The organism is Agriterribacter humi, from assembly GCF_009192765.1.
GTDB lineage: Bacteria > Bacteroidota > Bacteroidia > Chitinophagales > Chitinophagaceae > Agriterribacter > Agriterribacter humi.
In genome coordinates, this window is sequence record NZ_VOHQ01000008.1 from 1 (window position 1) to 25,197 (window position 25,197).

General features: G+C 42.1%; 21 protein-coding genes. 10 read left to right on the forward strand and 11 right to left on the reverse strand.

Translation table 11 applies throughout. The features are described from left to right. The 4 genes from FRX45_RS14110 to FRX45_RS14125 all read right to left on the reverse strand — a co-directional run. The coding region (locus FRX45_RS14110) for a FecR family protein (RefSeq protein WP_152269092.1) at nucleotides 1–550 on the reverse strand (550 nt) is incomplete at its 3' end. A gap of 200 nt (nucleotides 551–750) precedes the next feature. After that, nucleotides 751–2,244 (reverse strand): IMP dehydrogenase, encoded by a 1,494-nt coding sequence (gene guaB, locus FRX45_RS14115; protein ID WP_152269093.1) that lies wholly within the window; start codon nucleotides 2,242–2,244, stop codon nucleotides 751–753. 303 nt (nucleotides 2,245–2,547) lie between these two features. After that, nucleotides 2,548–3,648: a DNA-processing protein DprA gene (dprA, locus tag FRX45_RS14120; protein WP_152269094.1), complete on the reverse strand. Its 1,101-nt coding sequence runs from the start codon at nucleotides 3,646–3,648 to the stop codon at nucleotides 2,548–2,550. A gap of 652 nt (nucleotides 3,649–4,300) precedes the next feature. Further along, nucleotides 4,301–4,876 (reverse strand): thioredoxin family protein, encoded by a 576-nt coding sequence (locus tag FRX45_RS14125; RefSeq protein WP_226805384.1) that lies wholly within the window; start codon nucleotides 4,874–4,876, stop codon nucleotides 4,301–4,303. Between the two features lie 38 nt (nucleotides 4,877–4,914). Here FRX45_RS14125 and FRX45_RS14130 point away from each other — a divergent pair, with 38 nt between their 5' ends. Further along, entirely contained in the window at nucleotides 4,915–5,505 is a 591-nt protein-coding gene (locus FRX45_RS14130) for a UbiX family flavin prenyltransferase (protein ID WP_152269095.1), read from the forward strand. A gap of 5 nt (nucleotides 5,506–5,510) precedes the next feature. Continuing rightward, nucleotides 5,511–6,305, forward strand: coding sequence for a hypothetical protein (locus FRX45_RS14135; RefSeq protein WP_152269096.1), 795 nt, complete (start codon nucleotides 5,511–5,513; stop codon nucleotides 6,303–6,305). A 34-nt stretch (nucleotides 6,306–6,339) separates the two neighbouring features. Here FRX45_RS14135 and FRX45_RS14140 read toward each other — a convergent pair whose 3' ends face one another. From FRX45_RS14140 to FRX45_RS14165, 6 genes are all read right to left on the reverse strand, one after another. Next, a complete protein-coding gene (locus FRX45_RS14140; protein ID WP_152269097.1) occupies nucleotides 6,340–7,011 on the reverse strand; it encodes a LolA family protein in 672 nt (223 codons plus the stop codon). A 92-nt stretch (nucleotides 7,012–7,103) separates the two neighbouring features. Next, nucleotides 7,104–9,584: an FtsK/SpoIIIE family DNA translocase gene (locus FRX45_RS14145; RefSeq protein ID WP_152269098.1), complete on the reverse strand. Its 2,481-nt coding sequence runs from the start codon at nucleotides 9,582–9,584 to the stop codon at nucleotides 7,104–7,106. Between the two features lie 206 nt (nucleotides 9,585–9,790). Continuing rightward, a complete protein-coding gene (locus FRX45_RS14150) occupies nucleotides 9,791–10,213 on the reverse strand; it encodes a DUF423 domain-containing protein (protein ID WP_152269099.1) in 423 nt (140 codons plus the stop codon). Next, nucleotides 10,206–10,712, reverse strand: a complete 507-nt coding sequence (locus FRX45_RS14155; protein ID WP_152269100.1) for a shikimate kinase — start codon at nucleotides 10,710–10,712, stop codon at nucleotides 10,206–10,208. The genes FRX45_RS14150 and FRX45_RS14155 overlap by 8 nt, the downstream gene beginning before the upstream one ends. Nucleotides 10,713–10,723: 11 nt before the next feature. Continuing rightward, nucleotides 10,724–11,908: an acyl-CoA dehydrogenase family protein gene (locus tag FRX45_RS14160; protein ID WP_152269101.1), complete on the reverse strand. Its 1,185-nt coding sequence runs from the start codon at nucleotides 11,906–11,908 to the stop codon at nucleotides 10,724–10,726. A 214-nt stretch (nucleotides 11,909–12,122) separates the two neighbouring features. After that, nucleotides 12,123–12,632 (reverse strand): KdsC family phosphatase, encoded by a 510-nt coding sequence (locus tag FRX45_RS14165; protein ID WP_152269102.1) that lies wholly within the window; start codon nucleotides 12,630–12,632, stop codon nucleotides 12,123–12,125. A gap of 264 nt (nucleotides 12,633–12,896) precedes the next feature. On the opposite strand from FRX45_RS14165, the gene FRX45_RS14170 reads away from it, so the two are divergent. The 8 genes from FRX45_RS14170 to FRX45_RS14205 all read left to right on the forward strand — a co-directional run bounded on the left by FRX45_RS14170 (nucleotide 12,897) and on the right by FRX45_RS14205 (nucleotide 24,374). After that, the gene (locus FRX45_RS14170) at nucleotides 12,897–14,960 is read left to right on the forward strand and encodes a glycoside hydrolase family 36 protein (protein ID WP_152269103.1); all 2,064 of its coding nucleotides are present in this window, start codon (nucleotides 12,897–12,899) and stop codon (nucleotides 14,958–14,960) included. Nucleotides 14,961–15,339: 379 nt separating this feature from the next. Further along, nucleotides 15,340–17,385 (forward strand): right-handed parallel beta-helix repeat-containing protein, encoded by a 2,046-nt coding sequence (locus tag FRX45_RS14175; RefSeq protein ID WP_152269104.1) that lies wholly within the window; start codon nucleotides 15,340–15,342, stop codon nucleotides 17,383–17,385. Between the two features lie 76 nt (nucleotides 17,386–17,461). After that, the gene (locus FRX45_RS14180; RefSeq protein WP_152269105.1) at nucleotides 17,462–18,889 is read left to right on the forward strand and encodes a 3-keto-disaccharide hydrolase; all 1,428 of its coding nucleotides are present in this window, start codon (nucleotides 17,462–17,464) and stop codon (nucleotides 18,887–18,889) included. Nucleotides 18,890–18,903: 14 nt separating this feature from the next. Continuing rightward, entirely contained in the window at nucleotides 18,904–20,958 is a 2,055-nt protein-coding gene (locus FRX45_RS14185) for a plastocyanin/azurin family copper-binding protein (RefSeq protein WP_152269106.1), read from the forward strand. 148 nt (nucleotides 20,959–21,106) lie between these two features. Further along, a complete protein-coding gene (locus FRX45_RS14190; protein ID WP_152269107.1) occupies nucleotides 21,107–22,006 on the forward strand; it encodes a ThuA domain-containing protein in 900 nt (299 codons plus the stop codon). A 265-nt stretch (nucleotides 22,007–22,271) separates the two neighbouring features. Beyond that, nucleotides 22,272–22,826 (forward strand): RNA polymerase sigma factor, encoded by a 555-nt coding sequence (locus tag FRX45_RS14195; RefSeq protein WP_152269108.1) that lies wholly within the window; start codon nucleotides 22,272–22,274, stop codon nucleotides 22,824–22,826. 1 nt (nucleotide 22,827) lies between these two features. Then, entirely contained in the window at nucleotides 22,828–23,418 is a 591-nt protein-coding gene (locus FRX45_RS14200; RefSeq protein ID WP_152269109.1) for a hypothetical protein, read from the forward strand. After that, nucleotides 23,415–24,374: a DUF4097 family beta strand repeat-containing protein gene (locus tag FRX45_RS14205; RefSeq protein WP_152269110.1), complete on the forward strand. Its 960-nt coding sequence runs from the start codon at nucleotides 23,415–23,417 to the stop codon at nucleotides 24,372–24,374. The genes FRX45_RS14200 and FRX45_RS14205 overlap by 4 nt, the downstream gene beginning before the upstream one ends. A gap of 121 nt (nucleotides 24,375–24,495) precedes the next feature. Here the strand turns inward: FRX45_RS14205 and FRX45_RS14210 are convergent, their stop codons facing one another. After that, nucleotides 24,496–25,020 carry a YdeI/OmpD-associated family protein gene (locus FRX45_RS14210; protein WP_152269111.1) on the reverse strand — a complete coding sequence of 175 codons (525 nt, stop codon included), beginning with the start codon at nucleotides 25,018–25,020 and terminating at the stop codon, nucleotides 24,496–24,498. Between the last annotated feature and the right edge of the window lie 177 nt (nucleotides 25,021–25,197).

The following is a 25,197-nucleotide window of genomic DNA, read 5'->3' on the forward strand; positions in this document are numbered from 1 at the left end:
TGCCTTGCAGGAAAATTTCTCTTACAGAAGCTGTTGCAAAATCGCTGTTATACCGCAGGGAAGAATTGCCATTGAGTACCACTACCGAACTGTCGGGCAACATAATTTCTTTCACTTGTCTTAAGCCAGTTTTGTGCGATGCCATGGCTACTGCTGCTGTTTGTTCAGGAGTGTGGAATGGAGAGAAAATGCTTACGGTGACAAGTGAAACTATGACTGCTGCGGCTAATACCCACCATTTTATTTTTTTACGGGGCAGATCTGCTACGGCAGCATTACCAGGTAAGCTGATCTGCTGAAAAATATTATGCCTTAATACCTGCTTTTCGCCCTGCGATAAAAAGGGGATATGAAACCCGGTTTCAGCCAAATGTTGAACAAGCTTAAAAGCATTGTTAATAGCTATTTGCTGTGCGGGATGATTTTGAGCATAGGATTTCCAATATAGTTCGGCTTCATCATCGGGCAGCAGCACCCATTGCTGGAAATATTCATCCGCAGCAAATTCTTCTTCTGTAAAATCCCGGTAATATGCACCCTCCTGTTTCATTACAGTTGTGGAGAAAACGGGAAGAAAAATTATACTCTCAAAAATAAAGAGTTTGGTTAACGGATGGTTAACAGGGCTTGAGCGTTGTAGATACCCTTGCGCGGAAAAGCCATTGCACTATTCATTTAAGATGCGTTATAATGTTCATAGCCCAATATCTACGGTTCAGGTATTGGCGCGAATGTCGCATTTCCCAGGATTTACCTGGTATAGTTGGGAGCTTCCCTGGTAATTTCTATATCGTGGGCATGACTTTCATTCATGCCGGCATTGGTTATTTTAATGAACTGTGCTTTTTGCAATGCTGCAATACTGGCGGCTCCGCAGTAACCCATTCCCGATCTTAATCCGCCTGTATACTGGTATACGATCTCACTCAGGTTGCCTTTAAATGCCACGCGTCCTTCAATGCCTTCGGGTACGTATTTCTTAACGTCATCCTCCACATCCTGGAAATAGCGGTCGCCGCTTCCCTGTCCCATCGCGCCCAAAGAACCCATCCCCCTGTATTGCTTAAATTTTCTGCCTTCATATATAATCGTATCACCAGGACTTTCCTCGGTTCCTGCAAAAACACTTCCCATCATCACCACATTGGCGCCTGCTGCCAGTGCCTTTACCATATCTCCTGTATAACGTATGCCGCCATCGGCTATGAGCGGTATATTTAATTTATGAAGTACGGAAGCCGCTTCCATAATAGCCGTAATTTGGGGAACGCCCGCGCCGGCAACAATTCGGGTGGTGCATATAGAACCCGGGCCAATACCTACTTTTACAGCATCTGCACCTGCTTCAGCCAGGGCTTTGGCGCCTGCCGCTGTTCCAATATTCCCGGCAATGACCTGTAGTTTTTTAAAATTCTTTTTCAGCTTTTTCAGCGATTCAATAACTTTTTCACTATGCCCGTGCGCACTGTCTAAACATACAATGTCTACGCCTATTTGCTGTAAAGCAGCCGCTCTGTCCATCAGGTCGGCGGTTATACCCAGGGCTGCGCCGGTAAGCAAACGGCCAAAACTGTCTTTTACGGCATTAGGATGACTTTGCAATTGCAAAATATCACGATATGTAACCAGCCCTGTTAATTGCCCGTTTTTATTAACCACAGGCAGTTTTTCAATTTTATACTGGCTGAGTATTTTTTTAGCTTTGGCAAGGTCTGTTCCTTCTGGTGCGGTAATAAGATTTTCCGTTGTCATTACTTCACTCACCTTTTTCTTCAGAGAGGTTTCAAAACGCAGGTCACGGTTGGTAAGGATGCCTACTAATTTCTTATTCACATCTACAATGGGTATTCCGCCTATTTTGTTTTCCCGCATCAGTTTCAATGCATCGCCAATAGTGGCATCTACATGCAGGGTTATAGGATCAAGGATCAGTCCGCTTTCGCTGCGTTTTACTTTTCGCACCTGTTCGGCCTGTCTTTCAATTGTCATGTTCTTATGAAGAATACCCAAACCTCCTTCCCTGGCCAATGCTATGGCAAGATCAGCTTCTGTTACGGTATCCATAGCGGCAGAAAGCAGGGGCGTATTCAGAGCAATGCTTTTGGTGAGCTTTGTACTGATGTCTACATCGCGCGGAAGTACCTGCGAATAAGCCGGCATAAGCAGCACATCATCGAAGGTTAAACCTTCACCAAAAAATTTTTGAGGGAATTTGTCTTTAGCGGAGTTGATTATTGTTGCCATGTGCAAAGATAGGGGAGAGGATAAATAGCTTCCAAATTTTGTTGCAAAACACTTGTATTGCCGCAGCGCAATGCCGGCAGTATGGTTTGATGCAAGGCGTTGGATATGCGTTTAACAGATTCTTGAAAATGCTATACACAGAGACCTTCTTTTCGCCGCAGATTCGCAGATTAAGCTATGAATAATGGTTAGTGCATCTGTTCCCGTATTTTGTTTCTTCAATGCAGAAATGAATATGCTGTCCGGAAACTCTATTTTAAACAGCTTCTTATGTTATGTATAGCCATTCATTTCAGGGGCCTCTTATAAAAGCTTATATATTTTCCCCGGCAGACAGGCTATTATACCCTGTAACTCAAGGTTTAATATGGCTGCGGCAATTATACTGCTGCTGAAATCACAACCGGGAGTGATCTCATCAATGGAAGCGGTTTCTTTTTCTTCAATGATTGTTAAGATGGTTTTTTCATGAGGTGTTAGTTCTATAAACAATTCTTTTTGCGTGGCCTTTTTCTTTTCAGGAACGCCGGACCAGTTCATGAATTCAAGAATATCTTTTCCTGATGTAATTAAAGCTGCTTTATTGCTTCTGATCAAATAATTGCAGCCGGAGCTTTTGATATCTGTTGCCTTACCAGGCAAGGCAAACACATCCTTATTATAATTGTTAGCCAGTTCCGCTGTTATCATACTGCCTCCGTTGATATTGGTTTCAATAACAACGGTAGCATCGGCAATGCCTGCCACAATGCGGTTTCTTTTCGGAAAATTTTGTTTATCCGGTTTGGTGCCCGACATAAAATCTGTAAGTAACCCACCGTTCGCAGTCATTTCTTTTGCAAGCACTTTATTGGCGGCAGGATAAATACGGTCAAGCCCATGAGCGAGTACCCCAATAGTAAATAATTTGTTTTTTAATGAGGCTTTGTGCGCTAAAGCATCTATGCCGTAAGCCAGTCCGCTTACAACAAGCACACTATTTTGAGCCAGGTCTTCAATTATTTTGCAAGTCATTTCTTTACCATAATCAGTATGATTGCGGGTACCGATAACAGCCACCACTTTATCGTGGTTGAGATTGGCGTTTCCCTTATAATATAAAAGGGAAGGCGCATCATAACAATTCAACAAATGTTTCGGGTATGCTGTATCCGATTGTGTAAGTACTGTTATTTTGTATTTCTCAATAAAACGGAGTTCTTCTTCCGCCCTTTTAAAGGCGTTAAATGTTTTTATGCTTTTTGACCGGACAATACCTATTCCGGGAAATTTGTCAAGGTGGGATTTACGTGCGGCAAAAACTTTCTCTGCACTGCCAAAATGCTGTAGCAACTCTTTTGCATGTACATCACCAATATGGGGAACCATGGTTAGCGCGATATGATAGAGAAGATCGCTGTACATGTGTGCATGTGGTGCTGGTGTTATTCAAAAATAAAATTACATGCTCATAAAAAAGGAAACGCTGTAACGGCTCTCGAAATGCTATAAAAAACCCCCTCCCGATAAATCGGGGGAGGGGCACTAATCTTTTAACCGTTAACCATTAAACCTTATCCTATGAAAAGCCGAATATAAATCGTTTTTTTAATTTTAGTATTTATACGACGTAATTTTTTTTTCTTTTCTAATCATAGTATCCGGAAAGCCATTGCTTTTTTGTTGTAATAATATTGGGAATCAATATCATGAAGAATTTGCAGAGAAGAATATTTTAAAAGGAGATCATATAAAAAATAAAGGGCTGGATAGACATCCTGCCCCGTTTCTAAATCCAATATCCTATGAAAAACCAATAATGAGACCAGTATTATGTAACAAACGTTGCACAATACATTGATTTTATTTTTAAAAAGTAAATTAATTGTAGAATGAGGGCTTGGTATAGGATTAAATCATGATGTGTTGAGGGGAAAGAGAAAAGATCGGGGGTAACCCTGGCGAAACAATAAAAAAGGGCTGGATAGAAATCCTGCCCCGTTTTAAATCCAATATCCTATGAAAAACCAGACATATAACGATATAGCTGATTCTTATATTGTTGCGAATAAAAAAATTATTTCCAGGTTTGCAGAAAATCTTTCCTGTATGCTTCGAACGGCGTTTTACCGTAATGCCCCTCGCCAAAATATTTTAAAATAAGTTCCATTTCAGGTGTTTTTAAATACCCGGGAATTACCTGTGGCGCCGAACCATCGGCTGGCAAAATAACCGTGGAAGGATATGAAAGTTGCCCGCCGGTTAACAGGATAGCGTAATCATTTACTCTGTAATTTTCGTTGTATTTAAATTGCTTTCCACGCCAGGTAAGTATTTCCTTCGTTTCTGCATTTAATTTTACGGGGTAAAATTTGTTGTGAATATATTGAACAACATGGGGGTTTGTATAGGTGTTCTTATCCATTACCTTGCACCAGCCGCACCAGTCTGTATACAGGTCTATTATAATGGCTTTTTTTTGAGAAGCAATTTTTGCTTCCGCTTCAGCAAGGGTTAACCATTGCAGCTTTTCATTTTTTTTGGAGCTGATTATAGTCGTATCTGTATAATTGAAAGGAATACCTGCAGGTGTTTTCATGCCACAGAGGAAGGCACTTATGCCAATGCAAAGGAAAATGCCGGATATTTGCATTTGATTTATTTATTTATTTATACAAATATAACTCACAATTGAAGCGAAAAATTGTTATTGCAGTTACCGGCGCCAGCGGATCTTTATATGCCCGTCAACTGGTTGATAAATTATTGGCCATACCCGAACAATGGAATGAGCTTGCACTGGTAATTACAGACAATGCCAAACAGGTATGGAAAACGGAACTCGGCGATGATTCCTTCAATAAATATGCTGTTAATATTTATGGAAAAAATGATTTTAACGCCCCTTTTGCGTCTGGTTCAGGCCAATTTGATACTATGATCATTATTCCCTGCTCTATTGGCACTTTGGGGAGAATAGCCACAGGTGTTTCAAATGACCTGATCACAAGAGCTGCTGATGTAATACTAAAAGAAAGAAGAAAATTGATTTGTGTGGTAAGAGACACGCCGTATAATCTTATTCATATCCGTAATATGGAAACGGTTACGGTAGCCGGAGGCATTATTTGCCCTGCTACACCTTCTTTTTATAGCCGCCCTCAAACCATTGAAGCGGTAGCTGCCACCGTAGTAGACAGGGTACTTGATCTTAGCGGATTTACTATTGCTTCATTCCGTTGGGGCGCAAATGACGCGGACCCTGCACACGGTCATCCATAAAAACAATGTGGCGACTATTTTTTATTTCCTGCTTATTGGCTTCCTGCCATTCTTATAAAAAAATACAGGTGCCGGCTTTGCAAAATCCAATAACGGGCAGTGCATTTTATATGCAATGTGCATCGTGTAACTGGCATCAAAGAGATTCTCTGGCTGTAAAAGTTTTGCTTGAAGGCAATATGCCCTCTTTTTTGAAATGGTTTGTACCGGTTCATGCAACAATCACTTCTGCAGAAGGCAAAAATATCAATGCGGTTTATTATGTTTCACCCGATTACCTGAGCATAGGTAATGATGCGGATTGGGCACGCGTACCACTAACTCCAATGGCCGCACAAAAAATAGCGGATACACTTCATTGTTTTTTGCCTACCCGCAAAATGGTCAATGAAATTTATAAAGCTGCTGCGGTTAAATTGGCTCCCGTTCCCATGTATGCATTTCGCGACAGCACGGTAACAATGTGGCAGCATCACCTTATTATTGAAGGTCAGCGCAAAGGGAAAAAAGGACTCATTGCAGGTATTAAAAAGGATGTGGTGATCAGTGAAAAAATTGTAAAGGATAATAAACCCAACCGGGTGGCTATCTACGGATGGCATTTATTCAATGGCAACCCTATACAACCTTTATATACAGGCCATGTAAACTGGTATGTTGATTATAGCCACGGCATACGGCTTGTTTACCATAAAATAAAAGTAAATGGAAAGTGGATGGATTATAAAACACTGCTACAGGACAAAACCCTGCGTAAATTGATTTGTGATGAAGCGGATTGCAATTTTTACCGTTATTAAACGGTTGAAACTTGTACCCTGTAACCTCTATCCCTCACTGCAAATCTATCACTTCAACATCGGGGTGTTTGGCAGTATTAAAAACAAAAAAGCTGTTGTCTATTTTCGTATTGGGAATAAAGCTGGAAACTTTATAGGCATAGCGGTTGCCATTTTTTTCAAACAGCCGGGTTGATACAATATTTTTTGTAGCCTTGTCTACAAATACCAGTATTTTAAAAAACGCCTTATTTTTATCAGTAGGAGTCAGTTCTATTTCCTGTAATGTTTTTTTCCCTTCTTTTTTTTCACCGTTTAGCTTATACAGAAAATCTTTTTCATAAAAATTTGTGAATATCTTTTGAGGAGTGAAACTGCTGCCACCGGGGTCGAATTTACTCACCTGGACCTCATTAGCGTTTTTATCATAAGTCCACATTTTCTGCCCATTACAAAAAATTTCCTGGTCGGTTAATTCTACTTTATATTGATCGCCCTTCATGTAGGCAGTTCCTTTTTTGGTTCCCTGGATCTGTCCTGCGGCATTTTCAATTTGCAACACAAAATCTGCCTTAACAGTATTATAGGTTTTAAACTTAGCGGTTGCACCGTCTAATATTTTTTTAGCATCCGGATCATTGGTCCCCAGGTTTTTAACGGAATTTTGTGCTAATCCTGAAATGGAGAACATAGCCAATAGTACGGTTATAGTTAATATTCCTTTCATTCGTTTTTTTATTGGTGCGCAAAGATAGTTATTTCAAAGACTATGGCAACAGCTACATAGTTTAATATGACACCGCTATTGCTGTGTTTATTTTATAAACCCTGCAAAAATTCTTCCAATTCCATTTCCGTTTTATATATCACATCTCTTGCCTTGCTGCCCTGGTTGGGTCCTACAATACCTGCCGATTCCAATTGATCCATTAAACGGCCTGCGCGGTTATATCCCAATTTCATGCGGCGTTGCAATAATGAAGTGGATCCAATCTGGCTTTGAACAATAAGCCGGGCGGCCTCTTCAAACAAAGGATCGCGGTTCCCTGAATCGAAATCTTTGCCTTCCAACTCCTTTTCATCAATATATTCCGGCAAATAAAAGGGCTGTGGATACCCTCTTTGTTCACCTATAAATTCAACAACTTTTTCTACTTCCGGTGTATCCACAAAAGCGCACTGTACCCTCGTTACTTCGCCATTATAGGATACCAGCATATCACCACGGCCTATTAACTGCTCTGCACCACCGGTATCTAAAATAGTGCGGGAATCAATTTTGGAAGAAACCTTAAAGGCTACCCTGGCCGGGAAATTGGCTTTAATGGTTCCCGTAATAATATTAACCGAAGGGCGCTGTGTGGCAATGATAAGGTGAATACCAACCGCCCTGGCCAATTGTGCTAAACGCGCAATAGGCATTTCAATTTCTTTGCCTGCCGTCATGATCAGATCGGCAAACTCATCAATTACCAGAACGATAAAAGGTAAAAACTGGTGACCTTTTTCGGGATTAAGCCTCCGGGCTACAAATTTTTCATTGTACTCTCTTATATTCCGGCAACCTGCTTCTTTAAGCAAATCGTAGCGGTTATCCATTTCAATACACAGGGCGTTCAGCGAATGCACCACTTTTTTGGTATCGGTAATAATAGATTCTTCTTCACCAGGTAGTTTGGCCAGGAAATGTTTTTCAATTACCCGGTATAAACTTAGCTCCACTTTTTTGGGATCTACCATCACCAATTTAAGCTGCGACGGATGTTTCTTATATAAAAGCGATACCAGTATGGCGTTAATGCCTACCGATTTACCCTGGCCTGTAGCACCGGCCATTAACAGGTGAGGCATGGTAGCGAGGTCAACAATAAAATGTTCGTTGTCTATTTTTTTGCCCAAAGCTATGGGTAGTGAGAACTTGTTCTGTTGAAATTTCTCCGATGATAAAAGTCCCTTCATACTTACGATAGACTTTTTAACATTGGGTACTTCAATGCCTATAGTGCCTTTTCCGGGAATAGGAGCGATGATGCGTATGCCTAAGGCTGCAAGGCTTAAAGCAATATCATCTTCGAGATTTTTTATGCGTGAAATACGAACGCCTGCCGCAGGAACAATTTCATACAAGGTAACGGTGGGGCCTACTGTAGCGGATATCTGCCGGATATCAATGTCATAGTTTTTCAGCGTATTGATGATCTGGTGCTTGTTCGCTTCCAGTTCAGAAGCATCCAGTACAATTTTTTCACTTCCATGGGTTTCCAGCAAATCGAGTGATGGATATTTGTAATCTTTCAAATCAAGAACAGGATCATAGGGCGGCAGGTTCTGCACTTTTTTTACAGGCGTTTCTTCTTCATCAGCCGGGTCAGTGTCATCGGGCTCTTCAGCAATTTTTAACGCGTTGATCTGTAATTCCAGCTCTTCTGCTGTTTTTTTCCGTGACTTGGGAATGATGGTGGTTTGCGGTTCGTGGCTGGTTTCTGACAACACTATTTTTTCACCGGATTCATCTATGCCCGGTGGATTGATAACCACAACGCCGCCATGATGTTTCAGGGTATTGCCCTGGGGGTCTTTAATGATGTTTTCTTCTGTAAACAGTTTGGCTTCTTCGGTAAAAGAATTATCCACCGGTACAAGTTTGCTGTTTCCGTTTTGGCCTTTATATTTTTGTTTTTTGGCCGGCAGAGAGAAGGATGGGTTAAATCGCCATATAAAATAAGAAAAGCCGCCAACCAGTAAAAGGGCTGCAGTGCCAATTTTTCCCAGTAGGCCACTCAGCCAGTTGCTGGTTATATTACCTGTTTCTCCCCCCCACGGAAAACCATTGCCCTGTGTAATGAAAGCCAGGGCGGTGCTGAAAAATATCAGCCCCACTACGATATACCTGAAATTGCGCCACGGTGAAAAAATTCTTTCGCCGAACAGCAGGTTCACGCCCATAATAAAAAAGAAAATGCAAAAAAGATAGGATGATAAGCCAAAGCCCTTGTAAAAAAATATGTGGGATATATAAGCGCCTATACGGCCAAGCAGGTTGGCCGCTTTTATATCATCGCCAAATAAGAATGCTGAAAAACCCTGGAATACTTTGTCCTGGTCCTGGCGCCAGGTAAATATGTAAGAAGTGAATGCTATAAAAAGAAAAAATGCCGTAAGCAGTAGTATGCTTCCCATTATTTTATGGGTGCGTTCATCCTTCACCAACTCTTTTACTTTAACCTTTTCGGTTTTGTCGCTGGTTAGTTTTTCAGGATCAGGGGATTTGGACTTATTGTTTTTTAATTTATTAGCCATGTAACTTCAAACCTATGGTTAAAGATAGACAAAGATAAGGTGTTTGTGTTGCAAGGTACAAGGTGCAAGTTGCAAAGGGTACAGGATAGAAGTTCTAAGGTGTGCAAACTATAAACTACAAACCATAAACTACAAATCCTCTTCCCTGAGACTTGAAAACTGTAACATTTACCGATTACTGAGTATAACTACTATTAATCATTCTGTTAAGCATCCGGTGCTTTACTTCTTTGGTGGTGCATACTGGGTTTTAAACTTTGAATCAACAGGCATATCCATCCCGCAATAAAGCAAAGTCCACCTAATGGAGTAATGGCGCCTACACCTTTAAGCCCTACTGTTTCGGTGGCGTTTAAGTAGGTCAACAGGTATAAGGAGCCGCTGAATAATACAATTCCTGAAATAAAAAAGATGCCTGCCCATTCCATAATTTTTCCGGGCATTCTTCTGTATAGAATACCAATGGCCAGTAAAGCGAAAGTATGATAGAACTGGTATCTCACGCCGGTTTCAAAAGTGGCAACCGCATCGGCTTCAACTATTTGTTTCAGGGCATGCGCTCCAAATGCACCCAATGCAACACTAAGCGCTCCAAGGATGGCGGCATATTGGATAAATCGTTTAGACATATTTCCGTTTGATTTCGCCAAAGGTAATATCTGAAATGGATTCTGTAGACAATATTATATGTGCCTGCTGGTAATATTCCTTCCTTTTTTGGATGCTGGTTTCAATAAAGTGTTCAATCCCCTGCTCATCTAATTGTTTGATCAGCGGGCGGTGCATTTTTTCCTTCAATAATCTATCTTTCAATACCGCCAATGGCGTATCTAAATATATGGTCAATCCATTTTCATTCATCCATTGCATATTGTTGTAAAAGCAAGGTGTGCCTCCACCGGCAGAAAGAATAAAATCATCTTCTTTGTCAAAACTATGAAGCCTTTCCCGCTCCAGTTCCCGAAAAAAAGTTTCGCCGTGTTGTTCAAATATTTGTGGAATGGTTAACCCGGTATGTTTTTCTATTTCGGTGTCTAAGTCAAAAAAGCGCAGGTTTTGTTGTGCTGCCCAAAGCCGTCCCCAATAGGTTTTGCCCGTTCCCATAAAGCCCAGGAGAAAAGTTTTCATAATTTTTGATTTCACTTAAATGCGTTCAAACCTGTTATATCCATACCTGTAATAAGTAAATGTATATCGTGTGTTCCTTCATAAGTGATCACGCTTTCAAGGTTCATCATATGGCGCATTACGGAATATTCACCCGTAATACCCATGCCGCCCAGCATTTGCCGGGCATCGCGGCATATATTGGTGGCTACTTCGCAGGCGTTGCGTTTGGCCATACTCACCTGCTGCGGTGTTGCCTTTCCTTCATTCATCAGTACCGCTACTCTCCAGTTCAGCAATTGGGCTTTGGTGATCTCCGTGATCATTTCGGCCAGTTTTTTCTGCTGCAATTGAAAGCCACCAACCGGGCGATCAAACTGAATTCTTTCTTTAGCATATCTTAATGCGGTATCGTAACAATCCATGGCGGCTCCAATAGTGCCCCATGCAATACCAAACCGCGCTTTGGTTAAACAGCCAAGAGGACTCTTTAATCCTTTGGCATTGGGCAGAATATTTTCTTTGGGCACTTTTACATTGTCAAAAACCAATTCGCCGGTAGCAGATGCCCGCAGGCTCCATTTACCATGGGTAGTGGGTGTACTAAATCCTTCCATGCCTCTTTCTACAATGAGACCGCGAATATCGCCATTCCAGTCTTTTGCCCACACAACGGCTACCTGTGCATGGGGTGCATTGCTGATCCACATTTTAGCCCCGTTTAATATAACATGATCGCCGGCATCAGTAAAACGGGTAAGCATACCGGCAGGATCTGATCCATGATCAGGCTCCGTTAAACCAAAGCATCCCAGCCATTCGCCACTGGCCAACTTGGGCAAATATTTTTTTCGCTGATCCTCGCTTCCATATTCGTAAATGGGGAACATTACCAAACTGCCCTGCACCGAAGCGGTGGAACGTACACCGCTGTCGCCTCTTTCTAATTCCTGCATCATCAGTCCATAGCTAATATAATCAAGACCGCCGCCACCGTAAGCTGCAGGAATGGTTGGACCAAAGCAACCCAGATCGCCCAATTGTTTTACAATATGCACGGGAAAACTTGCTTTTTGAGCATAGTCTTCAATAATAGGAGAAATTTCTTTTTTTACATAAGCTCTTACACTCTCCCGGATCAGCTTTTGCTCTTCTGTAAGGAGATCGTCTAATTGCAAATAATCAGGACTGGTAAACTGGTCTGTACGTGCAGCCATAGCAACTACATTTAAAGTAGCTGCTAAGATAGGTAAATAAAGCACGAAGCCGGAAACCCGGAATTGGGAGTGGAGACGTTTGGATAGTTTATGGTTTGGAAGTTTATAGTTAGTAGTTATTACTTAGCAGATACAACGATAAACAAAAAACCAAAAACTTCTGAAACCGGAAGGAATTCATTTTCAAATCTTCACATTTTCACATTTCCCTGCCTCACCCCGCATCCGTTTCCCAATGCCCGTTGAGCTTTAGTACTTTTTCAATGACATCTCTCACGCAGCCCTGGCCACCTCCCCAGGGAGAAATATAGTCAGCAATTGTTTTTATTTCCGTAACGGCATCGGCGGGGCAGCAGCCAATTCCGGCGGACTGCATTACTTCGTAATCCGGGATATCATCTCCCATATACAAAACTTCATCTTTATTAAGCTTGTGCTGTGTAATATATGTATCCAGTTGCTCTTTTTTATGTTGCACCCGTTGAAAAAAATCAGTGATACCCAGAGTCGCAAGCCTTTCCTGCATTGGCAACGAATGTGAGCCGGTTATTACCGCTATCCTGTATCCCTTTTTTATGGATAGTTGAAGCGCGTAGCCGTCTTTCATATCCATGCGGCGGATAAAATCATTACCCGGGAACACCCAGATGGTGCCATCGGTTAACACACCATCCATGTCAAATGCAAATGTGGTTACGGAAGCAAAACGTTCAAGTACGTTCATTTAAAAATGCTTGATTTTTTTGTAAGATCAACAATGATCATGCGCTTAAAAGTAAGCAATATCCGGTGATCCTGATATTTTTCAGACTTCAATTTTGTTGGCTTTATTTTTTCGCACAATGAACCAGGTTTGAAGCTGTTTAGGCATTTAGGATTTGAAGATTGGGCAATTCTTCCAAATACTGCATTGCCTGATAGGCAGGAGCGAAATCTCAAAAAAACAATTTATTTTGGTTCTTTATTTCGTCTATCTTAAAATTTCGGTATGCTCTTTCGTGTGATTAACAGAGTAGTTACTTTCCTGGCTCTCTTATTGGCTATTCCTTTTTTTCTTTTAGCTCAGTCACCACAACAAGCAGGTGCTGTGGTGAATGCGGAGCAATGGATTGTAAAAAATTTTGCCAAAGGAAAACTTCCGCCTTTTTCGTTTGAATATAACGGACAACCGTCCTCTGCGGTTATAAAAAAATGGAAGCATAGTATAGTAAAAGAAAGCAATACAGATGCTGATGAGATAAAATATACTATTTCGTATACCGACCCGGTGAGTAAACTGAGGATTGATTGCAAAGCAACCGGCTTTAAAAAATTTCAATCGGTGGAATGGGTATTACATTTCACGAACGATGGTAGCCGCAACAGCGCACAGATAAACAATATTAAGACAGTTGATCTCAGCCTGCAATATTCCAATACAAGTGCCTTTAATCTCTACCGAAGTGAGGGAAGTGATCATAACATCAACGATTTCCGTTTACATAAGGTTTCTATGCAAACCGGCAGTACCCGGCACCTGGAACCAGAAGGTGGAAGATCATCCGACAAAACCGCCTTCCCGTTTTTCAATATAGAAGCCGAAGGTAAAGGTGGCGTCATTGCTGCAATTGGATGGACAGGCACCTGGTTCGCAGATATTACTCAAAAAGAAAAACAATGGTTTACGCTGCAGGCAGGCATGAAAAACCTTGATCTTTTCCTTTATCCCGGAGAGTCAATCCGTACACCGCTTATTTCCTTATTGTTCTGGCAGGGAAGTAATTTCATCAACGGGCATAATCAATTCAGGCAATTTGTACTGGCGCATCATAGCACAAAGATCAATGGTCGTTTTGCCGAATATCCGCTCTCCGGCGGTTTTGAATGGGGCGATCCTGCACCATGCAATGAGTATACCTGTCTCACCGAAGAAATGGCGATCGCTTTTATTAAACGCTATAAGCAATTTGGTATAACCCCCGAAGTATTTTGGTTAGATGCAGGCTGGTACGCAGGCAGTGGCGGGCCGGATTTTAGTGGTGCCAACTGGGCTAACAAAGTGGGCACCTGGCGGATTGATACAACGCGTTTCCCAAATGGGTTTAAACCAATATCGGACGCGGCCCATAAAGTGGGTGCAAAATTTATGGTATGGTTTGAACCGGAACGGGTAATTAAAAATTCAGATTGGGCAACACAATTTCCGCAGTGGATGCTGAAACGGAATGATGACCCCAATACATTTTTATTTGACCTTGCCAATAAAGAAGCACGTGAATGGTTAAGCAAATATATTGGTGATTTTTTAGAGCAGAACGGCATTGATTATTACCGGCAGGATTTTAATATGCACGCCTCTCCCTACTGGGAAGCCAACGATGAGGCCGGCAGAAAAGGCCTGAAAGAAATAAGATATATTGAAGGATTATATGCCTATTGGGATTATTTATTGACCCGCTTTCCCAACCTGCTGATTGATAACTGCGCCAGTGGCGGGCGCCGGCTCGATTTGGAAACCACATCGCGCAGTGCGCCTTTATGGCGTACAGATTACCAATATGGAGAGCCTAACGGTTATCAGAATCACACCTATGGTTTGAATTTCTATTTGCCACTGCACGGCACTGGTGTATTTGGTTTTGATGAATACAGTTTTCACTCCGCATTAAGTAGTGCAATGGTGATAAATTGGGACTTAACAGGTATGCAGGGCAATATTGGAGATATGCGTAAATATGTACAACAGTTTAAAGAACTGCGTTCCTATTATTATGCCGACTATTATCCATTAACAGGCTTGGGTGATTTAACCGGAATGAATGTATGGGTGGCTTATCAGCTCAACAGGGCTGGCGACCAGTCGGGTATAGTCGTAGCCTTTAGGAGAAAGGATAATAAAGATGAAAAGCTAAGGGTAAAATTAGTAGGTCTTGATGCTGATAGCCACTACGACATTACCAATTTGCACGACAACAGCACGATTACCAAAACCGGCAAAGAAATGATGGAAGGATTTGAACTGCAAGTAAAACAAGCGCCGGGTTCCCTGGTGCTGAGATATATGAAAAAGTAGGCAGTGAGTTGTATTTGCGCTATTCATAGTGTGGTTATATGATTTCGTTTTGTACTTCAGGACTAGGTTCTATTGATTCGCGCCGGGGTATTCACCTACAGCCGTTGTGGGTTAGCTATGACCCTGGCGCTGAATGAAATCGCTATTGATGATGCAACAACAGCACCGCAAGTAGTCAATTCACTTTCCTCCATTCAGTCCCAATCGTCCCGCTTGTCCCCCGAAAAGTAAGTGAGAAAGAATATGCTTTGGCTGAACCTTTTACCTCCTGTCCTTAGCAAAAAAACTTATTTTTAGCCAATCAACAATAATACTACCAGTGAAACAAAACGTTTGGTTTGCCTTTTTCCTGTCATTCAGCTGTTTATTATTTCAAGGTGTGGTTGCACAAAACATTTATATAGCGCCCGGCGGCAACGATGGTAATCCCGGAACCGCTGAACAGCCATTGGCAACACTTACAGCGGCAAGGGACCGCATCCGGTTATTGCGAAAACAAAATCCTACTGCCCAACATGCATGGCAGGTAATCATTCGTAAGGGCGAATATATGCTGCCGGAAACATTAATGTTATCGGTTGAGGATGGTGGTACAGAAGCAGTTCCTTTGGTTTTTAAAGGAGAGGAAGGTGTGGTTTTTTATGGCGGGTTTTACCTGAACAAATTTGAAAAAGTATCCGACAGCCTCTGGAAAACCGATGTGCCCGAAGCGCGGCGGTATGGCTGGCGCTTTGAGCAACTCTATGTAAACGGAACCCGTGTTGCCAGGGCGCAAACACCCAATAAGGGATTTTATAACCCCGTAGCGGTTAAAGAAACGGTTATTGTTAATGGCGATGGACGGGCGCCGGAGCTGGCGGTTCAGCAAATTAAAATTCCTGCTGAAGTTGCAACCTGGATTAAAAATTTGAACGAAGAAGATTTGAAAGATGCAGTGATCACTTTTTATCATCATTGGGACAATACAAAAAAATATATTCAGTCGTACAACGCCGCTGATACCGCCGTATATATAAGCGGGGAAGGCATGAAACCCTGGAACCCCGTTACTGCCGCATCTTTATTCGCCATTGAAAATGTGCCCTCTGCTTTAGATGCCCCGGGCGAATGGTTCCTGGAACGTTCCGGCACATTGTACTATCGTCCGCGGCCGGGTGAAACCATTGATAGAACAACTGCTATTGCCCCGGTACTGGATAAATTCATTACCATATCAGGCAATGAAAAAACAGGAGAAAAGGTAAGTAATATTCGTTTTGAAAACATTGCTTTCCGGGTAGCGGGCTATCGCATGCCGCCATCAGGAGTAGAACCTGCGCAGGCGGCTGCACCTATAGCGGCAAGTATTGAAATGGATTTCGTCAGCCGGGTGTCATTCATTAATTGTGAAGTATCGGGTACGGGTGGTAGTGGTATATGGTTCAGAAGAGCCTGCGACAATGGATTGATAGAGCATTGCTATTTACACGACCTGGGCGCAGGCGCTGTTAAAATTGGTGAGACCATTCTGCGTACCAATCCTGAAGAACTAACGCACCATATAAAAGTGGTTAACAACATAGCCCGGTCCGGAGGACATGTATTTCCCTGTGCAGTGGGCATGACCATATTTCATGGAAGTGATAATGAATTGCTCCATAATGAAATTTCAGATTTCAAATACTCCGGCGTATCCGTAGGTTGGGTATGGGGATATACACCCAGTCCTTCCAAACGCAACCGCGTGGAGTATAACCATATTCATCATTTGGGATGGGGCGTGTTAAGTGATATGGGCGGAGTATATACACTGGGCGCTTCACAGGAAACTACCGTAAGCAATAATGTCATCCATCATATTTATTCGCTCGATTATGGTGGATGGGGATTGTATACAGATGAGGGTTCGGAGGGAATTACCATGGAAAATAACCTGGTGTACAACTGTAAGAGTTCAGGATTTCATCAGCACTATGGAAAAGAAAACATCATCCGCAATAATATATTCGTCAATAACATTAAAGCGCAATTGCAGGCTACCCGTGTGGAAAAGCACCGTTCGTTTTCATTTACCAATAACATTGTTTACTTCAATAGTGGCACCTTATTGAGCAGCAACTGGCCAACAGTTGATATAACAACCGATGAAAACTGCTACTGGGATACCCGCAGCAGCAATATCCTTTTTGGTAAAAAAACTTTTGCAGCGTGGCAGCAGGAAGGCAAAGACAAACACTCGGTTATAGCTAATCCTGGTTTTAAGGATGTTAAAAACTTTGATTTCCTTATTACCAATAAAAGGATCATCAACAAAATAAAGTTTAAACCGTTTGATTATTCCAAAGCAGGTGTATATGGAACGGCTGAATGGATACAAAAAGCAAAGTTTGATGCCGCAAGGGCCGAAGCTTTCGACCAAATGGTTGCTGAACATGAAAAAGAATAATGCAGAAAAAAAATATTTCTATAGTTTCGCTATCCTGTTTTTATCATTTCAACTTTAAACTCATAATACAATCAGAATGATCAAAAGACGAATGTATCTTCTCTTCCTGGGCGTACTATCTATATGTATTGGTTATGCGCAGAACCAACCGGGCTTTACCACAATTTCACTGAACAATCTTGATGCCTTTTCAAATCCGGGAGGCAACTGGTCTGTTGCTTCGGATGCCGTAGCGGATATAGATAAAGAAGGCGACCTGAAACCTGTTCCGGGAACAGGCGTGCTGGTAAATACGGTTTCTAAAAAGAACAGGGCACACCTGGTAACAAAAGAAAGTTTTGGTGATGTAGAACTCGAACTGGATTTTATGATGGCCAAAAACACCAATTCCGGTATATACCTGCAGGGGCGGTATGAGGTTCAGTTATTTGATAGCTGGACTGTATTGCACCCAACCTACTCCGATTGCGGTGGCATATACCAGCGATGGGATGATAAGCGAACAGGTGCCGATAAAGGATTTGAAGGAACAGCACCCCTGGTGAATACAGCCCGTGCGCCGGGTTTATGGCAGCATCTCAAAATAAAATTCCGTGCGCCGCGGTTCAATGAAAAAGGGGAGAAGGTTACCAACGCCCGTTTTGAAGCCATATATTTAAATGGAGTGCTGGTGCAGCAGCAAACAGCATTAACCGGGCCTACAAGGTCTCCCTTGTTTGAAGAAGAGCAGGCTACCGGTCCTTTAATGATACAGGGCGATCATGGCAATGTTGCGATCCGTAATATTAAATACCGTTCTTTAACTACAGCAAACAACACACCCGAAAAAGTAAAGATCGTTAATCCCATTATTGTACAGCCTGAAACAAGGCCTTACCTGTTGCGTAGTTTTTTAAGCTATGGAAAAAAAATGATCACGCATGCCATTTCTGTTGGTAATCCCAACGGAGTAAATTATTCTTATGACTTAAAAAGCGGTGCATTATTGCAGGTATGGCGCGGGCAGTTTGCAGATGCTACCGACCTTTGGCACGAAAGGGGAGAACCTTACCAGCGTATTGTTCCTTTGGGCAGCGTTATCATATTATCCGATGCACCGGCTGTAGCCAGTTTACCCGATGCTGCAAATACCGCCTGGCCCGATACTGTGTCCTTTGATGATGTGCAGAACAAGGGATATACCATAGATGCCGGCAGGGCGCCTTCATTCCGGTATAGTATTAATGATGTACATATTACTGATAAAATTTCAGTTCCCAATGCATCAGGAATTGTAAGGGAATTGGTGGTTGCCAATCCATCCGCCAATTTATATCATCGCATTGCGGTTGCTAAAAAGATAGAACAAAGTAAAAAAGGTTTTTATGCTATTGGTGATAAGTCGTATTACATTTCCATTGATGAAAAGCTAAAGCCTTTTATACGGCAGGCGGGCGCAAACCAGGAATTGCTGGTTCCCATAGATAAGGCTGGCATTGCGGTAACCTATTCCCTCATCTGGTAATCTTTATAAAAATCATGACAACATTATATTTTACATTATTTCGCTTATTAAAACGCATGTTGTGCTTGGCAATATGCATTGGTGCTGCAGCACATCTATCCGCACAAAACCAAACGGATACTGCCATACATGTTCAGAAAGAAGAAGACTTTTATGCGATTCAAACTGTTCCTATACCCGAAGGCATATTGCTGGAAGCAGGGGGTATGACTTTTTTACCCGATGACGCGCTTGCAGTATCTACGCGCAGGGGCGAAGTGTGGATCATTACCAATCCCTATATGAAAAATGGCAGTGCGCCGCATTACCGCCTGTTTGCGCAGGGAATGCATGAAGTGCTGGGACTGAATTATATTAACGGAGATATATACGCAGTACAGCGGTCAGAACTTACCCGTTTGCGTGACTTGGATGGGGACGGAGAGGCGGATGAATACGAAACCGTGTATTCATGGCCGTTAGCAGCCAATTATCATGAGTTTTCCTATGGGCCGGTATTAGACAGGGACGGCAATATGATACTTACACTGAACCTTGCATGGGTAGGCGATCATGGTGAAAGTTTATCCAAATGGCATGGATGGATGATTAAAATTACACCCGATGGAAAAATGAAGCCCTTTGCTGCCGGCATGCGCTCACCCGCTGCTTTTGCGTTGAACAACAAAGGAGATATATTCTATGCCGAAAACCAGGGCGACTGGGTAGGCTCGGGAAGCATTACCCATGTAGCCGAAGGGGATTTTGTGGGAAACCCGGCAAGCTTGGTATGGTCGCACTTACCCGGCTCCACTGTTACGCTTAAGAAAGAAGATATTCCTGACACAGGCGAACCCAAATATGATGTAGCCAAACGGGTGCCGGGGTTAAAACCACCATCGGTATGGTTCCCGCATACTATTTTGGGTATATCAACCGCTGGCATTATCAATTATGATGTGAAGGGGAAAATGGGACCTTTTGAAGGCCAGCTATTTGTAGGCGACCAGGGACAAAGTAAAATTATGCGGGTATACCTGGAACAGGTAAAAGGTGTTTACCAGGGAATTGTATTTCCTTTCCGGGAAGGATTTTCATCGGGTATTCTCCGGCTTAACTGGGGATCGGATGGCAGTATGTTTGTGGGCATGACATCCCGTGGATGGGGTTCTACAGGCAGGGAGGAATATGGTTTGCAGCGGATGGTATGGAATGGAAAAACGGCTTTTGAAATGAAAACAGTGCAGGCCAGACCCGATGGATTTGAAATTGAATTTACCCAACCGGTAGATGAACAATCGGCCCGTGATGCGGCATCTTATCAGATATCTAGCTTTACCTATAAATATCATCATAATTATGGCAGTCCTGTCATTAACCAGGGAAGTTGTCCTATTAAAGCAATAGCCGTTTCACCAGATCGGTTAAAAGTACGTTTGGTGGTGGATAGCTTAAGGCTGGGGTATATTCATGAAATAAAAGCAGAAGGGTTGCTTTCTGCAGAGCGCAATACATTGTTGCATAGTTTTGGATTTTATACACTCAATCAACTGCCCGATGGTGAGAAACTCGCTCTCACAGCAGAGAACAGAGTGAATGCGGCTGCACTTCAGCATCAGCATAGCATGCAGCATGAAATTGCAAAGGCTCCTGCGAAAGCATCAAAAGCCACTGATGTTAAACACATGACCAAACAGCCGGCAGCCTGGACAAAGGGAACTGACCGCAGCATCGTTATAGGCACTAAGCCCGGTTTAAAGTTTGATGTGGAAACGATTACCGTTAAAGCGGGTTCAAGGGTAAAGTTGACGTTTAATAATAACGATGATATGTTGCATAATTTGGTGATTACCCAGCCCGGTGCAGCAGACAAAGTAGGCGAAGCCGCTACCAAACTGGGTTTAAACGGTGAAAAATCAGGCTTTGTGCCGGCAGGTGCAGATGTATTGTTTCATACCAGGTTATTGGGACCAACAGAAAAGGAAACCATTTATTTTACCGCACCCACACAGCCCGGCGACTACCAGTATGTATGCACTTACCCGGGACATTATGTAGTTATGCGTGGTGTGCTGAGGGTAACGAAGTAAGATGGTAAGATGGTAAGATGGCAAGATTGTAAGATGGTAAAAGATCGTCTATGCTTTATACTCTTACTCTCTTACGGTCTTACTCTCTTACTGTCTTAAGGTCTTGCGGTCTTACACCCTTGCGATCTTATGAATCAAAATAATATATATGAATAAGTTTGGAGAAAAAATAATATTTCTTATCGCATGCCTGTGTATCCTGTGTATGCAGTATAGCCATGCGCAATCCCCAAAGGAAAAAATAAAGCTGCTTATCATTGACGGGCAAAATAACCACGGCAACTGGGCCCAAACCACGCAAATGATGAAGGGCTACTTAGAAGAGACCGGGCTTTTTGCTGTTGATATTGCTACCACTCCGCCCGAAGGAGGAGATATGGAAGATTTTAAACCTGTTTTCAGCAACTATAAGGTGGTATTGCTTAACTATAACGGGGATGCCTGGCCGCAAACTATCAATGCGGCTTTTGAATCTTTTGTAAAGAATGGCGGAGGAGTGGTATCTGTGCATGCTGCCGATAACGCTTTTCCGGAATGGCCGGAATTTAATAAGATGATAGGCCTGGGAGGATGGGGTAACAGAAGTGAAAAAGACGGACCTTACATTTATTACGATGAGGCAGGTAAACTGGTAAAAGATGACAGCCCCGGAGTGGGTGGCAGTCATGGGAAATTTCATGCGTTTAAAATTATTACCCGTAATAAAAAACATCCAATTACAAAGGACTTACCCGAAGTATGGATGCACAATAAAGACGAGTTGTATGATCGCCTGCGCGGACCGGCCGAAAATATGGAAGTATTGGCCACCGCTTATAGTGCTAAAGATCAAAGTGGCACAGGACGCAATGAGCCCATAATGATGGCAATCACTTATGGCAGGGGAAAAATTTTTCATACTACATTGGGCCATGCCAATGAATCACAGCAATGTATTGGATTTATTACTTATTTACAGAGAGGAGCGGAGTGGGTGGCAACCGGTAAGGTTACGCAAAAGGTTCCCGCAGCATTTCCCGGACCCGATAAAATAAGCATACGGCCCTGATATCCCCATAGAAGCATCAAAAAGCAAATAACAAGAAACAAATAAACCCTTTCCGCCGTGGCGGATACAAAGCCCCGAATTTTAAACCCGAAATCTGAAGGAAATAACCCGATAGCAGGAAGACAATAAATTTCAAACCTGAACGATCTTCCCATTTTCAAATTATCGCATTCTTTACCACTGTATAAAATAATTTCCTGCTGGCATGCAACATGCTTTCCCTTCCATTGTCATTATTGTATATTAAAGCAGAAAACCTCTTTTTTTGGAATTAGCTGTAGCACAAGATCAACATGCATACCTGGTAGAGCGATGCCGGGAAGGAGATGTTATGAGCTTTAAAAAGCTATACGAATTATACGCTAAAGCTATGTTTAATACCAGCCTGCGAATAGTAAATAACCGTACCGAAGCTGAAGATGTGCTCCAGGAGTCATTTATTGATGCTTTTCATCATATTGACAGTTTTGAGAGCAAGAGCAGCTTCGGTGCATGGTTAAAGCAGATCGTAGTCAATAAATCCATCAATCACCTGAAGAAAAAAAGAATAGATCTGGTGGAAATAGAGAATGCGGAAATGAATAACCGGGCAGAAGCTGCTGAAGATGAAGAAAAGGACATGCAATGGCAGGTAGAGCGGGTGCGGGAAGCGATAACCCGGTTGCCTGTTGGCTACCGCACTGTATTGAGTCTGTATTTGCTGGAAGGCTATGATCACGAAGAAATAGCGCAAATATTAGATGTGGCAGAATCTACCACCCGTACTCAATATATAAGGGCAAAACAAAAGCTATTGACAATACTTAAAAGAGGAGCATGACATGAGTGATAACTTAGATCGCTTTATTAAACAAAACAGGAGCCATTTTGATGAGGAGCAGCCCTCTGAAAAGCTATGGGAACAAATTGAGAAAGGATTGCAATCCAAAACTCCGGTTCCTGTTCGTTCTTTAAAGCAAAGATGGTGGACCGCTGCTGCTGCAGTTATCCTTTTTGCAACAGCCGCCACTGCTTATATTATTTTTAAAAAGACTGACCCGGTAAATCAGCCGGTAGTAGAAAACAATACTATTATACTCCCGGATAATAAAGTGGCCAAAGATGCGGACATAGCAGCAATTGACCCGGTGTATGCACAGCAGGCAGCCCGCTTTTCGTTACTGATAGATGAAAAGCAGAAAGAATTGAAAGCGATTCAAACCGATGAGCCTTTCCTATACAAAAAATTCAGTTTCGATATAAAACGACTGGATAGCACTTATACCTTATTAAAACAACAATTACCGGTAAACCCTAATAAAGAAGAGCTACTGGAGGCTATGATCTATAATCTGCAGTTACAGATTGAACTCCTTAACCAGCAATTGAATATTATCCAAAAGATCAAACAATCAAAAAGCACATCATTATGAAAAAAATACTTTACATAACACTTACAGTTATCCTATTTACCTGGTCTTCCAGAGCGCTGGCCGCGGGTGATGATCCCCTGGTTGAAAAAAAGAAAACCTACAGTAAGTCGTATACTCTTGGAAGCAGTGAAAAAATATCATTGAACAATTCTTTCGGGGAAATGAAATTCAGCACCTGGGATAAAAATGAAGTGAAAGTTGACATTGTCATTGTTGCCAAAGCCGCCACGGAAGAGAAAGCACAGGAAATACTCAATAAAATCCGTATTGAAGACGGGAAAAACAGCGGTGGCGTTTATTTTAAAACGCAGATGGACAATATGAATAATAATAGCAATAACAATAATAACAATAACGGGAATAAAAAGAGAGGCAAAAATTATAAGCAGGAAGGTATGGAGATCAATTATATGGTATACCTGCCTGCCAGTAACCCATTGGATGCCTCCAACTCCTTTGGCGCTTTAATAATAGGCGATTATAAAGGAGAAGTTTCATTAGAAAGTAAGTTTGGGAGCTTAACTGCCGGGAACCTGGCCAATGTAAAGCAGGTTTCGGTGGAGTTTGGTAAAGCCGATATCGCCTCGATCCATAATGGTAAAGTGACGATTAAATTTTCTAAAGCTGTGTTGGGGAAATTCAGCGGCAACGTAAATTCAAATTTTGAATTTTGTGAGGTAGTGAACCTTGGATTGGATAATTCTATTACACAGTTAAATATAAGATCATCTTATTCTACACTTGGCATAGAATTGAATAAAGGACTTTCCGCCAGCTTCAATATTAAAACCAGTTTTGGCGATGTTGATAACAACAGTGCTTTTGATATAAAGGAAGAGGACGATGGCGGCCAGAAGCACGGACCCAGATTTGATAAACAATATTATGGTACAGCCGGACAGGGTAACGCAAAAATTACGATCAAGTCTGAATTTGGAACGGTAAAATTATTATGATGTTATCGTTGCGCAACACGGGTCTCTATTCCGGCTATTGCATCGTTTTAACGCCGCCAGGCATTTTGTGAAAAAAACAACATGATGACAAACTATAAGCTGTAAAACAACAAGCGGAAAATCACAAACTCCCCCTTAAATCATCTTTATCCTTTTTCAGCGACCGTATCATTTCCCCGTATCCCTGCTGTTTTAAAAAGGCATTTACAGACTGGCTAATGCGTTTTGCTTTGGTAGCGTCTGTTTTGGCAGTTTCAATCCACTTAGAAAAATAGTTCTGATGCGAACGGGGCAACTGCTTAAAAAATGCCATGGCGTGCGGTTCATCCGATAAACATTCCAGCAGTTCGGGAATAATTTCATAAGGTGCATCAACTGTTAGCTGCACTTTTACCATAGCGCCTTTACTTTTACGGATTCCTTTTCGCATGGTTGCATTTAATGCCATAATAAAATCTCCGCCACCCATTGGGATAAGGCTCACTCCTTTAATAACAAAATCATCTAACCTGCCTTTTACGCGGAAAGCCGTTTTTGTGCCGGGCTTAAGCTGTCCCGCAATATCTCCCGGTACTTCAATATAGTTCCAGCCGGATTTTTCTCCTTTTTCCCCGAATTTTAATATAGTGGCTGTGAAACTGACCATATGTGTGGTTAAAAGATATGCAATTTGGAAGAAAAAATAAGAGCCAAAATACAAATAACAAATAAAATCCGAATCAGAAAATCCGAAATCCGAAGGAGGAGAGGAAGCACCAGGAAACAAATCACAAGATCCAAGTAAATTTTAAATCCGAAATCCGAAAAAATCTGAAGCGAATGC

What these genes read in the sequence shown, in the direction of transcription:
- guaB (WP_152269093.1), bottom strand. Translation starts at nt 2,244, where the DNA reads ATGGCAACAATAATCAACTCCGCTAAAGACAAATTCCCTCAAAAATTT.
- FRX45_RS14165 (WP_152269102.1), bottom strand. Translation starts at nt 12,632, where the DNA reads ATGAACGTACTTGAACGTTTTGCTTCCGTAACCACATTTGCATTTGAC.
- FRX45_RS14155 (WP_152269100.1), bottom strand. Translation starts at nt 10,712, where the DNA reads ATGAAAACTTTTCTCCTGGGCTTTATGGGAACGGGCAAAACCTATTGG.
- FRX45_RS14180 (WP_152269105.1), top strand. Translation starts at nt 17,462, where the DNA reads ATGATCAAAAGACGAATGTATCTTCTCTTCCTGGGCGTACTATCTATA.
- FRX45_RS14205 (WP_152269110.1), top strand. Translation starts at nt 23,415, where the DNA reads ATGAAAAAAATACTTTACATAACACTTACAGTTATCCTATTTACCTGG.
- FRX45_RS14185 (WP_152269106.1), top strand. Translation starts at nt 18,904, where the DNA reads ATGACAACATTATATTTTACATTATTTCGCTTATTAAAACGCATGTTG.
- dprA (WP_152269094.1), bottom strand. Translation starts at nt 3,648, where the DNA reads ATGTACAGCGATCTTCTCTATCATATCGCGCTAACCATGGTTCCCCAT.
- FRX45_RS14160 (WP_152269101.1), bottom strand. Translation starts at nt 11,908, where the DNA reads ATGGCTGCACGTACAGACCAGTTTACCAGTCCTGATTATTTGCAATTA.
- FRX45_RS14135 (WP_152269096.1), top strand. Translation starts at nt 5,511, where the DNA reads ATGTGGCGACTATTTTTTATTTCCTGCTTATTGGCTTCCTGCCATTCT.
- FRX45_RS14200 (WP_152269109.1), top strand. Translation starts at nt 22,828, where the DNA reads ATGAGTGATAACTTAGATCGCTTTATTAAACAAAACAGGAGCCATTTT.
- FRX45_RS14210 (WP_152269111.1), bottom strand. Translation starts at nt 25,020, where the DNA reads ATGGTCAGTTTCACAGCCACTATATTAAAATTCGGGGAAAAAGGAGAA.
- FRX45_RS14150 (WP_152269099.1), bottom strand. Translation starts at nt 10,213, where the DNA reads ATGTCTAAACGATTTATCCAATATGCCGCCATCCTTGGAGCGCTTAGT.
- FRX45_RS14125 (WP_226805384.1), bottom strand. Translation starts at nt 4,876, where the DNA reads ATGCAAATATCCGGCATTTTCCTTTGCATTGGCATAAGTGCCTTCCTC.
- FRX45_RS14170 (WP_152269103.1), top strand. Translation starts at nt 12,897, where the DNA reads ATGCTCTTTCGTGTGATTAACAGAGTAGTTACTTTCCTGGCTCTCTTA.
- FRX45_RS14190 (WP_152269107.1), top strand. Translation starts at nt 21,107, where the DNA reads ATGAATAAGTTTGGAGAAAAAATAATATTTCTTATCGCATGCCTGTGT.
- FRX45_RS14145 (WP_152269098.1), bottom strand. Translation starts at nt 9,584, where the DNA reads ATGGCTAATAAATTAAAAAACAATAAGTCCAAATCCCCTGATCCTGAA.
- FRX45_RS14140 (WP_152269097.1), bottom strand. Translation starts at nt 7,011, where the DNA reads ATGAAAGGAATATTAACTATAACCGTACTATTGGCTATGTTCTCCATT.